This window comes from Myxococcales bacterium (assembly GCA_016703425.1).
Taxonomy (GTDB): domain Bacteria; phylum Myxococcota_A; class Polyangia; order Polyangiales; family Polyangiaceae; genus JADJCA01.
Genome location: JADJCA010000031.1, coordinates 57,011 through 71,766, shown reverse-complemented (window position 1 = coordinate 71,766; position 14,756 = coordinate 57,011). Strand labels below are relative to the sequence as shown.

Here is a 14,756-nt window from a genome sequence, read left to right as displayed (position 1 = left end):
CAGACGAGGAGTGTCACCTATCTCTTTGGGCTGTGCCGTGGGAACCTCGACCTCGACCGCGACGAAGTCTTGCCGCAGGGACTACCGAGCATCAGCGTCGAGCAGGGGCGCGCCGCACGTGAGGCATACGCTGATCCACCGACGGCGAAACGGGAGGACGCGATGCACGCGTCGCTGCGTCTTCTCATAGAGGACGTCTGCGCGTGCCTCCGTGGCCACGACATGAGGCGGCCGTGGCCAGGGGGGCTCCTTGCCCTCCCATGCGAAGACGAGGGTGGGATGCCCCCGAGGACAGGTCGTCGTTCCGTCGACGCGAAAACCAGGGAAGTCGCTTAGATCGTAGGGAAGCGCGCGCATGAGGGCCTTGCGGCTTCGCTCCGCGGCGAGCCCCTCCCGTCGCGAGGCGCCGCGGCGGTGCGCATGTTCGTCGCAAAGCCACGGAAGGAACCGATCACGAACCGGCGTGAGCACGCGGCCGCCCGACTCGCAGACGGCCGCGCCCTCGACTTCAATCCACGGCATGCCCAACTCGAAGGCTTTGGCGTCATCGACCTCGTGCGAGACCACGACCTCGATGGCGGCGATCGGAAGGTCTGCGGGACCGAGGAGCGCAACGTCCACGACGTGTCCCGTGCGAAGCCTCCATTCCTCCGCGGCCCGGAGGACCTTTCGCGGCATCTCCTGCGCCGTCACCGCGTCGCATCCGTCCTCACCACAGCGCCGACGGAACGTGACTGGCGCGCCACCGCGCCGCCAGTCCTCCACCGCTTGCACGAGGAGCCGCTTCGCCGAGAGATGAATGACCCCCTCAGCGCTGCAGGTGGACTTCCGGTGGTGAAAGTGGCGTCGCTTCACCTCTCCCGCGTGAAGATCCACGACGGCTTCGCAAGCGGGACACGTGTACGCGCGACCACGGGCAGCCTCGTCGGGCGACACGAGGCGTCCGTGTTCGCCCACTGCCGTCGGTATTCGGAAGCCTTTGCTCGCGACCACGTCTGCCGTGCCAAGGTACGGGCACGGGCGCCGCGCCGCGAGCGGCGAATCGGGACCCAGAACGTTCCCATGTGCGCTCTTGGTGAGCGGTCAAGGCGATGGTCCATGGAGATGGGTGACACTTTCGGCCCCGACCCCGACCCCGGCCCCGGCCCCGACCCCGACCCCGTCGGTCGAGGTCGGCGCTCAAGCGCGACAATCCGTCCCGCAAGAAGCGCGACTGGATCACCCACCTCCGACGCCCGCTTCCCGCGCGAGAACACGCCTCAAAACGCAGGGCGCATCTGCTCTCGCGGTTCGTTCGCCGCACGGCATGTCCGATGCACTGCAACGCCATACGTGCCGAGTGGGGCCCCCGCATCTGCGTGACCCGCGAACGACTCGGCAACGACGAGGCCTTGCGCAATGAACACGACCTTCTCGACTCTCTCCTTGGCGTTGGCGCTTAGCGCGTTGGGGGCCGCCGCTGCGTGCTCTCCCTCCGTTTCCAAGGAGGCACCCGATTGCGTCGCGACGCCGAAAGCGAAGGGCTGCACGAGGCCCGCGGCTGCCTCCGACGACGCTGGCGTGGCCGCCGTCCTCACGTCGGCTCCTCAGCCGCTACCAGGCGTTGACGGCGGCGGTGACGCCGGCGGCGACGGCGCTGCGGCCGCGCCGCACAAGCCGACCGTTCCTCCTCCCAACGTCGCCTGCCAAGATCTCACGCGCTGCTGCGCCAAGGTCGCAGACACCGTGGAGCGGGCTGCCTGCGTGGGCATCGCGGTGAGCCAGAGCGCCAGCACCTGCGCCAACGCCATCATCGCGTATCAAGTCTTCGGCGGCTGCTCCCACGCGGGGCAACGTGCTCCCCGACATCTTTGGGCCCGACAAAACGCCGCGGGCCGACAAGAGCTGCGAATACCTGGAACGCGCATGCATTCAGAACCCTGCCTCGTGCGATGCCGCGTACGTCTGCAACGGCGCGACCGTCGGCACCGCGAGCACGCCACGCGATCCGTGCGCGAGCGCTTCCGACCCGTATTGCTGCCGCTATCCCAACGGCTTCGACTGCGGCGGAAGCCCGCCGCCCGCTGCGACAGACGTTTGCGCGAGCGCGTCGGATCCGTATTGCTGTCGTTACCCCAACGGCTTCGATTGTGGCGGTTCGCCCGATCCGTGCGCGTCGGCTCCCGACCCCGAGTGCTGCCGCTATCCGAACAGCTTCGATTGCGGCGGCACGCCCGATCCGTGCGCCTCGGCGCCGGACCCGTATTGCTGTCGCTACCCCAACAGCTTCGACTGCGGCGGGACCTGAGTCGAGGTCGAGGTCGAGGTGACGAGGTGACGAGGGTCCTTCGGACCCGCCTCTATGACTGGACTCCGTCCACTGCGTGGACTCCGTCCAGTCATGTTCGAGGTCGCCCTCCGCCCAAACGAAAAACGCGACCCCCTCTCGGGAGTCGCGTCCTTCTCGTTCTCTCTGTCTCTCGTTCGATCAGCCGCGCAGCATGTCGAGGAAGTCCAGATCCGGCGTCGCGATCGGGTACTTCGCCCGGATGACCGCCACTTCCGACTCCTCAAGCAGCTTGCAGAGCGCCATCCCGTCGTAGAGGGCCACGGGCGCCGCGTTCACGGCTGCCGCTTCTTCCCTCGCACCCGATAGGACTTGCCCCGTGCTGATGAGCCAGCCCGCCGTCGCCGGTCCGTAGTGGTGCAGCGCGCCGCGCAGATCGCTCACGCGCTCGCGGCCGATCTCTCGCCCGTCTTTGCGGATGACGATGCCCGTGCGGATCTCGTCGCTGCCCGTCTTGTGAACGGCCGCGAAGTGCGCCTCGCCACCGGGCGCCCCGGCGCGCCGGACGGGACGAATCTGCGTCATGCCGATGCGCTCGAGCATCACGAGCACGAGCTCCACGAACGACGGTCCCGGCAGCTCCTGGATGCGTCGCAACATGAAGCGCCGCGAACCTTCGCGGTAGCGCTCGACAGCCGCGATCACGTCTTGCTCGAGCCGAGCGAGATCACCCCCCATGGCCCAGTCGGTCGGCGCGACGCGCGCGCCCGCCGCAAAGCGGAAGCGCGGACGCATGCCGCCCGCGAGGCGCCGCAGGTTGTCGCCGCGAAGCGACGCGTTCAGTTGAATGCCCGCCAAGCTCGGATCGCCCGCGAGGCGGCCGCGCCGCATCAGGCCGTCGAGCAAAGAGCGCATCGGCACGGGGCCGCCGTTGCGGTCGAACGAGCCCAGGACCGAGAGCGCCGCGTCCGCGAGCTCTTTGCCTGCGAGCTCTTCGCCCTCGCCGACGGGCACGTCGATGCCGCTCGGGGCGCCGCCCGCCATGATCTGATGACGCTCACGGATTTGCGGCCGCGGCGCCGGCGCTAGCGGATCACGCTCGACCGCCACGTCACCGTCGAGGGCAACGTTGGAGGCCGGCGAAGCGCCGCTGCCGTTTTCCGTCACGCGCGGGCTCGAGGAACGATCGCCTTCGAAGCCACCGCTGCCGCCACGCCCTCGGCGACGGCGCCGACGACGACGACGTCCGCCTTCGCTCATCGGGCCTTCGCCGCCAGCAGGGTTATTGGCCGAGGCGCCCGCAGCAGCGCCCGCCGGAGCCGGTGCTTGGAGGATCGGCTGGTCGTCGTCGTCTTCGTCGTCGAAGATGTCGGCGCCTTCGGCCGCGAGGTCGGCGCGGCGGGCGTCTTCGCCGGAGACTTCGCTCGGTCCGTCGTCGTCGTCCTCGACGTTGTAGGCCGAAGAGCGCGCCGGCGCGGCCGTCGCCGCCTCAACCTCGAGGGCGTTGATTTCCTCGCCGCCTTCGTCGGCGTCGCGGTCCTTCGCGGAGCCGCGCTTCTTCTTGTCGTCCCACTCGCGGAGGGCGAAGACGCCCGGCTTCACGCGAACGATGGGGTTGGTCTTGTCTTCTTTCTTGAGGAGCGCTGCGAGGCGCGCGCCCATCGTCACCTCGGGGCTCTTGCCCACGTGCGAGAGAAGGTTCTTCTCGATCGCAAGCTCGGTGATCTCCTTGTAGTGGAGCGGTTTGCCGGCGATGCGGAGCACCTCCGCGGCGGCCTCGGTAAACGTCATGTTGGTCTGTCTTCCTTATGCTGATGGCCGCCTTGCGGCCTGCTCTTTACTTCTCGCCGACCCCTTCGCCGGGTGGCCAAGACCGCTATGCGCGTCGGCCACCGCTGTTCGTCGGCGGGCAGGTCTCGCGATCCACGCCAAGACCTCAACCCTTTGGGCGATATAGCCGGAAGGGGTGGGGGCGTCAAACGGAGCCGGCGAGGGGGGCGCTGGGCTGCCGGTGGCCGGTTTTGGCCATTCTTTTCGGGGGGGCGACCCGGCTCGGCTCGACCTCGAACATGACTGGACGGAGTCCATGCAGTGGACGAAGTCCAGCCATGTCGACGGGTCCAAAGGACCCTAGTCACCCCGACCCCGACCCGACCCCGATCCCGACCCCGACCCCGACCGCGATCCCGACCGCGACCGCGACCAGGACCTCGACCAGGACCGCTCACACCCTCCGTGAACAGTGGTATCGGGGGGCCATGCGCTCGTTCGTGTGGGTCGTACTCGCTTTTGCCCTCAGCGCGGCGGGGATGGCGTGGGCCTTTCGGGAGAGTCTCGCGGGTTCGCCCCTCTTCGTGGCGGCGATCCTCGGCACCGAAGGCATCCTGGCCGCCCTGTTCGTGCTCCGCGCCTCGCGCGATGGCGAGCTCTCGGCCTGGCTCCGCCCGAAGTGGGGCGATTTTACCGGCGGCGCGCTCACCGCGACGGCGCTCTTCGGCGCGACCTACGTGCTGGGACGCGTCTTGGTGCCCGAGGGCTCGGGGCGGCAGCTGTGGCTCATGCGCCTTTACCTTCAACTGGGCTCAACCGACGTGCTTCGCCAGAAGGCGTGGCTCGCGGCGAGCGTCATCGTGCTCTTCGCCATCGTCGACGCCTTGGCGTGGCGAGGCCTCGTGCCTTCGCTCCTCGCAGAACGCGTCGGCTCGCGGCGCGCATGGATGTGGGCGGCGCTTCTCTACGGCCTCAGCTACGCGCCCGCGGCGTACCTCGTCGGCGACAAGGTGAACGGGCCGAACTTGCTCCTCGTGTCGGGCGCGCTCGTGACGGGCATCATCCTCGGCGCCAGCACGCGCTTCTTTGGTCGCCTCATCCCCGGCGTCATCGCGCACAGCCTTTTTGCGTGGTTCTCGCTCATGACCTACCGCCTGATGACGCCGAGCGTCTAAGGTCGTTGGCGCTCGCCCCTCCGACCAGGCCCGCGCCGCCCGCGTCCAAGCTGCCCACGCCGTTCACGTCGCCCGGATTTTCGTGCCGCCCCTCCTCGACAAGCTGGCTGACGCTGTCTCAAGGGCGGAGGCACAGGACCTGCGTCGCCAGTTCGCCGACGACGAACGCCTCGGCGCCGACGCGCGCGCGACCTCGCTCGCGACGCTCATCGCGTGCGTGTACCCGGCGCTCGCCTCCGCCGTGAGGATGCGGCCCGACGACGTCGCCGCCGTCGCGAGAGGTGGCCTTCGCCCGAAGGACGCGCGAGCCATGCGGCGCGCGGCGTTGGCGGCGATGCCGGACCTCGGCGACGGGGAAGGGGTCTCAGCCGCCCTGCGACGCTTTGCCCGTTGCGAGAAGCTGCGCATCGCCGCGCGCGAGCTCTTGCCCGGCGCCGAAAGCGACGTCGACGTCACCGCGCGCGAACTCTCCGACCTGGCCGACGTGTGCACCGACATCGCCGTGCGCGAGGCCCTCACGTGGGCCGACGCGCGCTTCGGGGTTCCCCTCACGTCGTCGGGTGAGCGTTGCCGCTTCGTCGTCATTGGAATGGGCAAGCTCGGGGGGCGCGAGCTCAACGCCGGCAGCGACATCGACCTCTTGCTCTTCTACGAGACCGACGAGGGTACCGTCGGGAGCGGCGACACGACGCTGCACGAGTACTTCGTCCGCGTGACGCAGCGCCTCACCACCACGCTCGACGAGGCGACCGGCGAAGGCTTCGTCTTTCGCGTCGACCTGCGCCTGCGGCCCGATGGCGCCCGCGGGCCGCTCGTCAACGCAGCCCTCGCAGCGGAGCGCTACTACGAGTCGTGGGGCCGCACGTGGGAGCGCGCGGCGCTCGTCCGTGCGCGGCCCATGGCGGGCGATCTCTCGCTTGGCGAGGAGATCCTGTCGGCCCTGGGCCCGTTCGTTTGGCGGCGCGGTGTCGATCCGGCGTTGGCCGCTGAGATGGGCGGCATGCTCACGCGGGCGCGCACCGAAGCGAAAGGCGACGTCGAGCGCGATCTGAAGCTCGGGCCCGGGGGCATTCGTGAGGCCGAGTTCTTCGTGCAATCGTTGCAGCTCATTTGGGGTGGCCGCGAGCCGTCGCTCCGCTGCACCAACACGCTCGAGGCGCTCCGCCGTCTGCGCGCGCGCGGCCTCGTCACCGACAAGGAGGCCCGCGAGCTGGAGGCCGCGTACCTGACCCTGCGGCGCCTCGAGCACCGGATCCAATTCGCGACGGGCCTTCAGACCCACGATCTGCCCGACGACGATGCGTTGCTCCACCGCATCGCGCGCTCGATGGGCTTCGCGTCGACGGCCGAGTTGCTTCGGGACCTGGAGCGTACGCGGCGCCGCGTGGCGGCTCGTTTCGCGACGCTCTCGCCGCGTCCGCGGTCGGACGATGGCAACCTCGAGCGGCTCTTCCTCGCCCTCGAGCATGAAAACGAGGACGAAGTCCTGACGGCGCTGCCGCCGGACTTCCCCGAGGGCCTGTCGCCCGATCTCGGTCGGCACCTCATCGCGCTCGCGCGCCGGCCCGACGGGCCCCTCGGCTCGCAGACGCGGGATCGCGAAGCGGACTTTGCCGACGCGTTGCTCCACGCCATCGGCGGCGCCGCCGATCCGGAGCAGGCGGCGCGGTTGTTGGCCGCCTTCTTTGCGCGTCTCCTCACGCCGAGCGTGTACGTCAAGGCGCTGGCCGACGACGCCCGCGCCATGAGGCGCGTCGTCGGCCTCTTCGGCGCGAGCGCGTACCTCGGCGCGTCGGCGGTGGGGCACCCCGAGCTCATCGACCAGCTCATCTTCGGCCGCGGCGCGCCGTCGGAGGCGTCCGTGAAGAGCATCCTCGCGGAGGAGCTCGCGGGCGTCGACCCAGACGACCCCGACGAGTTCGTCGGCGGCCTTCGCCGCGCGAAAGGGCGCGTCGTCATGGAGGTCGGGCTCGCCGATCTCGCCGGCGAGCTGGACGCGCGCGCCTGCACGCAGACGCTCTCCGCGCTCGCCGACGCCACCTTGGAAGCGTCGCTCGCGTTCGCGCTCAGTGAAAAGAAGCTCGCGAACGCGGGCCTCGCGGTCATCGCCATGGGGAAGCTCGGCGGCCGCGAGCTGGGCTACGGCTCGGACCTCGACATCATGTTCGTCCACGACGAGTCGTTGGCGCGCGGGCTCGCCAAAGACCCGCTCAACAACGGAGGCGTCGACGACAGCGCCGCGGTTGTGGTGGCCGACGCCGAAGAGCGCTTCATTCGCGTCGCCCAGCGGGTCTTGTTCCTTGTGAGCGTTCCCCACGGCGCCGGCCAAGGCTACGAGCTCGACACGCGGCTTCGGCCCAGCGGCAACCACGGGCTCCTGGTCGTCTCCCTCGCCGCCTTCGAGCGGTACCAAGAGCGCGACGCACAGGACTGGGAGCGGCAAGCCCTCATCAAGGCGCGCCACGTCGCCGGCGACGGAGCCGTCGCGGCGCGGGCCATCGCCGTCGCCCACGCGACGGCCTACGAGCGGCCGCCGCCCCCGCCCGACAAGCTCCACCACTTGCGCCTACGCATGCAAAATGAGCTGGCCGGCGAGCGGCTGTCGGCGGGCCGCGTTCGCTACGATCTGAAGCTCGGTCGCGGCGGCCTCGTGGACATCGAGTTCGCGGTCCAGTGGCTGCAAATGCGCTTCGGTGCCGATCCGCGCGTCCGCAGCACGGAGACGGAGACGGCGCTCTCGGCCCTCGAGGCGACGGGCCACCTCGACGCGTCCCGCGCGAGCGCGCTCCGCGACGGCTACCGAGCGCTCCGCCAGCTCGAGCTGCGTCTGCGCGTGCACCACGGCGGAGGCAGCCAGTGGCTCGAAGAAGGCGCTCCTGGCCTCGCCCTTTTGGCGCGGCGCCTCGGCATGCGCGACGGTCCCCGCGGCACGGCCGCCGAGGCGCTGCTCGATCACTACCGCGCCGTCACGCGCGAGGTGCGGGCCCAATACCTGGCGGTCTTGGGCCTCGAGGGCGAAGACGAGCCGGCGCTCTCGATGCGCTGACTTGCGGCGACACTTCGGCGACAGGGCCCCGGCGTTTGCTCTACGCTAGCGCGCGACCCATGCGGATCTGCTCACGCTGCGCCGAGGCGTTCCCCGATGACGCCGCGTATTGCCCGCTCGACGGCACGACGCTCGCCAAGTCGACCGATCCGTACCTCGGCCGCACCATCGCGGGCCGCTTCCGGCTGATCCAGCGCATCGGCTCCGGCGGCATGTCGTCGGTCTATCTCGCGCGGCACGTGATGATCGACCGGATGAGCGCCATCAAGATCCTGCGCGAGGACTTGGGCCTCAACCCGAATCATCGCGAACGGTTCTTGCGCGAGGCGCGCGCCGTCAACCGGATCAACCACCCGAACATCGTCGCCATCACCGACTTCGGCGAGATGGACGGCCTCGTGTTTCTCGTCATGGAGCACGTTGCTGGCGAAGAGCTCCTCTCGGTCCTTCGTCGCGGCGCCATGCCCTGGGAGCGCGCGGCGCGCATCGCCGCGCAGATCGCCTCGGCGCTGGCGCGCGCCCACGAGATGGGCATCGTTCATCGGGATCTCAAGCCGGAGAACGTGCTCATCGGCGAGACGAAGGACGGCTTCGAGATCGTCAAGCTCACGGACTTCGGCATCGCGAAGATCCTCGACGCGCCCGCGTTGACCTTCTCCGAGCAAATCTTCGGAACGCCGGGCTACATCGCGCCCGAATACTTGGAGGGCCTCCCGCCCGACGGCCGAAGCGACCTCTACGCGCTCGGCGTGATGCTCTACGAGATGCTCACGGGGCGGCTGCCTTACGAAGCGAAGGGCCAGGCGGAGCTGCTCTTGAAGCCGCTCACGTCGTCGCCCACGCCGCCGACCAAATATGTGCCCGACTTGCCGCCCGATCTCGAGATGCTCGTGCTCCGGCTCTTGGCGCGCCACCCCGTCGATCGGTTCCCCGACGGGTACACGGTCGTGCACGCCCTCGAAGAGGTCTACCGGCGCGGCACCAAGGAGAAGACGACGATGCCGCCGCCTTCCATGCGAGGGCCCGGCACCGATCGCGAGCGGTGGTCGACCATCGTCGATGCACCGCAAGAGCCGCGGCATCACACGGCGGAGTTTGGCCGCATTCCCACGGCGAACATTCCGGCGCGTTGGCGCGAGGCCTTCGAAGAGGTGGCCCGGACGCTCGCGTTGGCGAAGAAGAAGGGCGGTTCGGCGGCCGAGCGCGCCGCCAAAGCGGAGCCGCTCGTGGAGCACGCGCGCGAGCTGCTCCAGCGCGTGGAGCGGAACGCCGAGCGCGTCGCCAAGGAGCAAGCCCTCGTCGACTCCATCGAGGAGCGCGGCCGCGAGACGCGCGCACGCTTGGGGTTCGCCATCGACGAGCTGGGGCGCGACCGGGCGCGCGTTCGTGCCCATGCCGACGAGGTCAACCTCGTTCGGCGAGAGAGCGCGCGACCGCCTTTGCGCTTCGACCCGAGGGCCGCCGAGGTGCAGGTGTGGCAAGACGCGGCGCTCAGCGTCGAAGAGGAGGCCATGCTCAAGGGCGAGCGCGATCTCAGCTTTCAGATCGACACGCTGACGACGCGCCTCGAAACGGAGACGGAGATCATCGCGCGGGAGCTGACGGAGCCAGCGGCGCGCCTCGAGGGCGGTCTGTCGGCCATTCGTTCGATCACGACGGAGCTCGTCCGCGTCCTCGACGACGCGATCTCGATCCTCTCGCCCGGTCGGCGACGCTGAGCGCTAAATGACGGTGCATGATTCTCGAACACTTCATGCGTGGGCCGTGCGAAGCACGGTTCGCCGAAGGACGCGCTTCGTGATCCCCGGCGGGGGACGAAGGCGGGGAGGCTTCCCCCTTCGGGGATCGCGAAGCGCGTCGAATCGCCGCGATTCGAGGGGGCGCGTAGCCCCACAAGAGCGGAACTGAATCAACCGAGCGTGATGATCACGCTCGGTGATTTAGACGCTGACAAGCGGGCGTGGCGCCGGTGGCGCGCCGTGATCGCGCACAAAGCGGAGGTTCTTCGCGTTCGTCAGGACGTGAGCCACGACGGCGCCCAAGAGGCTGCCGGTGAGGACGAAGATCCCCGCGAGCAAGAATCCCATGAGCGTCGCCCATAGGGCCCAAGCCCAGCGCGCGGGTCCTCTCGTTTGGTGGAGCGCGCCGAAGAGAATCGACGACAAGACGACGCCAAGGAGCTGCGTCCCCAAACCGCGAAAGAGCAGCTCCTCACCGACGCCGCTGGCGATGGCGATGAGCCACAGATCGCGGTCGCTGTTGCCGCGCACGACGCCGGCGAGCTCGCGGTGGAGCGACTGGGCCCAAGAGTACCGCGCCACCAGCCACCGGGCCGACACGATGGCGAGCGCCGCGAGGGCGAGGCCGAGCGCGAGGCTCAACGTGAGGTTGGCCGCCAGCGGCAAGTCGAGCAGCGGCCGGGTGGCGATGGGATCGCGCGCGGTGGCGAGCGCTCCGACGACCCCGACGCCGCCGAGGAAGGTGTACGCGAAGGCGATGAGCTTCCGGTCGAGCATGCGGCACCGGGAACCGTTCCACGCGGCCCGGCCTGCGTAAAGGCCTCAACGGCGGCACGCGGCGTCGTTCCGGCGGCGGTCCAAGGTCGGGTCTCAGGACCGCCAGGGGGAGGGCCCGCTCTCCGCTCCCCGAACGATTCGCGAATGGTGATAGATTCGCCCCAGGTTTCGCCTCACTCCTCGCTCGCGCATGCCAAACCAACACGACGAACGTCCCCGCGTCCTCATCGTCGACGACGAGAAGTTCATTCGCGACATCCTCGCGGACTTCCTCGGCATGGAGGGCTACGTGGTGCGGACGGCCGAAGACGGGACGGCGGCCGTCGTCGAGCTCCAGAAGGCGAGCTACGACATGATCATCAGCGATCTGAAGATGCCGCGCATGGGAGGCCTCGAGCTGCTCGCCGCGGCCCAGACGCTTGCGCCTCAGTCGCTCACCGTCATCATGACCGGCTTCGGCACCGTCGAGACGGCCATCGACGCCATGAAGCGGGGCGCTTACGACTACATCCTCAAGCCCTTCAAGGTCGAAGAGGTCATTCACGTCGTTCAGCGCGGCCTCGAGAAGCAGCGCCTCGCCGCGGAGAACCTCCGGCTCAAAGAGGCGCTCTCGCTCTACAAGGTCACCGAGGCGATCCAAGCAAGCCTCTCCTTCGGCGAAGTCCTGACGACGCTCGGCGACACGGCGCTCCACGAGGTGAAGGCCGACGTCGTCTCGACGTGGCTCGACGACGGGCAGGGTGGCTTCTTCGAGAAGCAGCGCCTCGTGGCGCCGCCGAGCGCGCTCTCGGAGCGACCGAGCACCGGCTCGCTGGAGGAGCTCGTGGGCCTCGAGCAGGGGACGCCGATCGAAGACACCTCGCGCTTCGGGGACCTCGACCCGGCGGTCTTCATCGAGCACTTTGGCATGGGCACGGCGCTCCTTGAGCACGGTTCGAAGGGGCAGCGCTTCTTCGTGAAGCCGCCGGACGTAGGGCTCGTGTCGATCGTGGCCGTGCCGCTCCGCACCAAGAAGGGCCTCTTGGGGTGGATCGCCGCGCTCTCCTACACGAAGTCGAAGCGCTTCGATGAGGGGCAGCGCAAGCTCATGTCCATCGTGGCGTCGCGCGCCGCTGCGGCCATCGAGAACGCCCGGCTCTACGAAGATCTCCAGGCGACGTTCCAGCAAACCATCCAAGGTCTCGCGAAGGCCATCGACAAGATGGACCGCTACACGGCGGGCCATTCGGAGCGCGTCGCCGACTACGCCATGATGCTCGCGCGCAAGCTCGGACTCGACGCGCCCGAGGTGGAGATCGTGCGCCAGAGCGCGCTCTTGCACGACATCGGCAAGATTGGCTGCGTGCTCAACCTCAACAAGCCCGGCAAGCTCACCCAGGACGAATACGAAATCTTCAAGAAGCACCCTGGCTTCGGGCGCGACATCCTCGATCCCATTCGCTTCCTGAACCCGCTCATCCCGGGCGTTCACCTGCACCACGAGCGCTGGGACGGGCGCGGCTACCCGCTCGGCTTGAAGGGCCAAGACGTTCCCCTCATCGCGCGCATCATCGCCGTCGCCGACACCTACGACGCGATGACGAGCGACCGCGCCTATCGCCGCGCTTTGCCGCACGAGGTCGCGGTCAACGAAATCGAGCGTTGCTCCGGCTCGCAGTTCGATCCCGACGTGGCCAATCCCTTCAACGTGCGGCTCGAAGAATACCGAGACGAGTGCCGCGACAAGGGCACGAAGGTCCCCGAGTAGCCTCGAAAAGGCGCTAACATCGCGCCCATCATGTTGCCCGGCGAGCTCCGCGAAGCCCTCACCTTCGACGACGTCCTCCTGGTGCCTGCTTACAGCGAGGTCTTGCCCAAAGACGTCGACGTGCGGACGCGCCTGACCAAGCGCATCGAACTCCACATCCCGCTCCTCAGCGCGGCCATGGACTCGGTGACCGAATCGCGAACGGCCATCACGATGGCTCGCGAGGGCGGCATCGGCATCATCCACAAGAACCTCCCGATCCTCGATCAGGCGAAGGAGGTCGAACGCGTGAAGCGCGCCGAGAGCGGCATGGTCATCGATCCCGTGACCGTGAAGCCCAACCAGTCGCTCCGCGAGGTCCTCGCCATCATGCGCGAGCACGACATCTCCGGCGTCCCCGTCGTCGAAGGGCAGCGGCCCGTGGGCATCCTCACGGCGCGCGACATTCGCTTCGAAGAGAACCTCGATCAGCCCGTCAGCGCGCTCATGACCAAGGAGCTCGTCACGGTGTCACCGGGCGTGCCGGCTTCGCAGGCGAAGCAACTGCTCCACACGCACCGCATCGAGAAGCTCCTCGTGATCGAGGATCACAAGCTCGTGGGGCTCATCACCATCAAGGACATCCTTCAAGCGGAGCGCAACCCGCTCGCCGTGAAGGACGAGAAGGGGCGCCTCCGCGTCGGCGCGGCCGTCGGGCCGGGCGCCGATCGCCAGGAGCGTGTTCAAGCGCTCGTCGCCGCCGGCGTCGACGTCCTCGTCATCGACACGGCTCACGGTCACTCGAAGGGCGTCATCGACGCTGTGCGCGCCACCCGCGAGGAGCATCCGAAGGTCGAATTGATCGCGGGCAACGTCGCGACGGCGGAGGCCACCGAGGCGCTCATCGCCGCCGGCGTCGACGCCGTGAAGGTCGGCATCGGGCCCGGGAGCATCTGCACGACGCGGGTCGTCGCCGGCGTGGGCGTCCCGCAAGTCACGGCCATCGCCGACTGCGTGCGCGTCGCGGAACGCTTCGGCGTGCCGATCATCTCCGACGGCGGCATCAAGTACTCAGGCGATCTCACCAAGGCCCTCGCGGCGGGAGCGAGCGCGGTCATGATCGGGTCGCTCTTCGCTGGCACCGACGAAGCGCCCGGCGATCGCGTGCTCTTCCAAGGCCGAAGCTACAAGGTCTACCGGGGCATGGGCTCCTTGGGCGCCATGAAGAAGGGCTCCAAGGATCGCTACGGGCAGGCGGGCGCCGCCGACGAGAAGCTCGTGCCGGAAGGCATCGAGGGGCGCGTTCCCTACCGCGGCTCGCTCGCGTCGATCCTGTACCAGCTCGTGGGCGGCCTCCGCTCCGGCATGGGCTACACCGGCTCCGCGAGCGTCGCCGAGCTCCGTGAGAAGGCGCGCTTCGTTCGCATCAGCTCGCAGGGCCTCCGCGAGAGTCACGTGCACGACGTGATCATCACGGAGGAGGCCCCGAACTACCGCACGGGCCCGTGACCGCCATCGAGCCGCCGGCGTCGCGCCGTCACGTCAAGGCCCGCTGGCTCGGGCGTGTCCCCTACGCCGAGGCGCTGGCGCTCCAGGAGAAGCTCATGGCGGAGCGCATCGAGGGGACGGCGCCCGACACGCTGCTCTTGCTCGAGCACCCGCCGGTCATCACGCTCGGGCGCGGCGCGAAGGCCGTGAACGTCTTGGCGACGCCCGAAGTTCGCGCCGAGCTCGGCGTTGAGTTCTTCGAGACAGGCCGCGGCGGCGACGTGACCTACCACGCGCCGGGGCAACTCGTCGGCTACCCCATCGTCGACCTGAAGCCCGATCGCTGCGACGTGCGGAAATACGTGCGCGACCTTGCGGCGGTGATGATCGCGCTCGCCGGCGACTTCGGCCTAGGCGCGGGCGTCGTCGACGACATGATCGGCGTGTGGGTCGACCCGTCGGAGCCGACTCGGTGGGTCGAGCCGCCGAGCCTCGGCATCCGCAAGCTCGGCGCCATCGGTGTACGGCTCTCGCGCTGGGTCACCATGCACGGGTTCGCGTTCAACGCGTCGACCGATCTGCGCGGCTTCGGGCTCATCGTGCCGTGCGGCATTTCAGGCCACGGCGTGACGTCGCTGGAGGCGCTCGGCAAAGCTCCGCCTCCGATGCGTGAGCTGGCGGAGCGCGCCAGCGCGCACTTCGCGCGCGTCTTCGACTGCGACGTCTCCTTCGCCGACGAGGTCGCGAGCAGCGGATAGCGAACGAGCGC

At 69.0% G+C, this 14,756-nt stretch carries 12 protein-coding genes; 7 read left to right on the top strand and 5 right to left on the bottom strand.

The window, feature by feature from the left end:
• Positions 1-81: 81 nt before the first annotated feature.
• The 3 genes from IPG50_38710 to IPG50_38700 all read right to left on the bottom strand — a co-directional run bounded on the left by IPG50_38710 (position 82) and on the right by IPG50_38700 (position 1,793).
• Positions 82-936, bottom strand: coding sequence for a hypothetical protein (locus IPG50_38710; protein MBK6698076.1), 855 nt, complete (start codon positions 934-936; stop codon positions 82-84).
• A 323-nt stretch (positions 937-1,259) separates the two neighbouring features.
• The gene (locus tag IPG50_38705; GenBank protein MBK6698075.1) at positions 1,260-1,577 is read right to left on the bottom strand and encodes a hypothetical protein; all 318 of its coding nucleotides are present in this window, start codon (positions 1,575-1,577) and stop codon (positions 1,260-1,262) included.
• 9 nt (positions 1,578-1,586) lie between these two features.
• Positions 1,587-1,793 (bottom strand): hypothetical protein, encoded by a 207-nt coding sequence (locus tag IPG50_38700; GenBank protein ID MBK6698074.1) that lies wholly within the window; start codon positions 1,791-1,793, stop codon positions 1,587-1,589.
• Between the two features lie 41 nt (positions 1,794-1,834).
• Between IPG50_38700 and IPG50_38695 the strand changes: the two genes are divergently transcribed.
• Positions 1,835-2,287 (top strand): hypothetical protein, encoded by a 453-nt coding sequence (locus IPG50_38695; protein ID MBK6698073.1) that lies wholly within the window; start codon positions 1,835-1,837, stop codon positions 2,285-2,287.
• A 180-nt stretch (positions 2,288-2,467) separates the two neighbouring features.
• Here IPG50_38695 and IPG50_38690 read toward each other — a convergent pair whose 3' ends face one another.
• A complete protein-coding gene (locus IPG50_38690) occupies positions 2,468-4,057 on the bottom strand; it encodes a restriction endonuclease (protein ID MBK6698072.1) in 1,590 nt (529 codons plus the stop codon).
• Between the two features lie 467 nt (positions 4,058-4,524).
• On the opposite strand from IPG50_38690, the gene IPG50_38685 reads away from it, so the two are divergent.
• The 3 genes from IPG50_38685 (at position 4,525) to IPG50_38675 (ending at position 9,975) form a co-directional block, all read left to right on the top strand.
• Complete coding sequence (locus IPG50_38685; protein MBK6698071.1) at positions 4,525-5,211, top strand: CPBP family intramembrane metalloprotease; 687 nt, start codon at positions 4,525-4,527, stop codon at positions 5,209-5,211.
• 82 nt (positions 5,212-5,293) lie between these two features.
• Positions 5,294-8,257, top strand: coding sequence for a bifunctional [glutamate--ammonia ligase]-adenylyl-L-tyrosine phosphorylase/[glutamate--ammonia-ligase] adenylyltransferase (gene glnE, locus IPG50_38680; protein ID MBK6698070.1), 2,964 nt, complete (start codon positions 5,294-5,296; stop codon positions 8,255-8,257).
• A 59-nt stretch (positions 8,258-8,316) separates the two neighbouring features.
• Positions 8,317-9,975, top strand: a complete 1,659-nt coding sequence (locus IPG50_38675; GenBank protein ID MBK6698069.1) for a protein kinase — start codon at positions 8,317-8,319, stop codon at positions 9,973-9,975.
• 222 nt (positions 9,976-10,197) lie between these two features.
• Here the strand turns inward: IPG50_38675 and IPG50_38670 are convergent, their stop codons facing one another.
• Positions 10,198-10,773 (bottom strand): CPBP family intramembrane metalloprotease, encoded by a 576-nt coding sequence (locus tag IPG50_38670; GenBank protein ID MBK6698068.1) that lies wholly within the window; start codon positions 10,771-10,773, stop codon positions 10,198-10,200.
• A gap of 190 nt (positions 10,774-10,963) precedes the next feature.
• Here IPG50_38670 and IPG50_38665 point away from each other — a divergent pair, with 190 nt between their 5' ends.
• Genes IPG50_38665 through lipB form a run of 3 tightly spaced genes read left to right on the top strand, consistent with a single transcriptional unit; the run spans position 10,964 to position 14,745 of the window.
• Positions 10,964-12,520: a response regulator gene (locus tag IPG50_38665; protein MBK6698067.1), complete on the top strand. Its 1,557-nt coding sequence runs from the start codon at positions 10,964-10,966 to the stop codon at positions 12,518-12,520.
• A 33-nt stretch (positions 12,521-12,553) separates the two neighbouring features.
• Entirely contained in the window at positions 12,554-14,008 is a 1,455-nt protein-coding gene (gene guaB, locus IPG50_38660) for an IMP dehydrogenase (protein ID MBK6698066.1), read from the top strand.
• Entirely contained in the window at positions 14,005-14,745 is a 741-nt protein-coding gene (gene lipB, locus IPG50_38655; protein MBK6698065.1) for a lipoyl(octanoyl) transferase LipB, read from the top strand. The genes guaB and lipB overlap by 4 nt, the downstream gene beginning before the upstream one ends.
• Positions 14,746-14,756 lie beyond the last annotated feature (11 nt).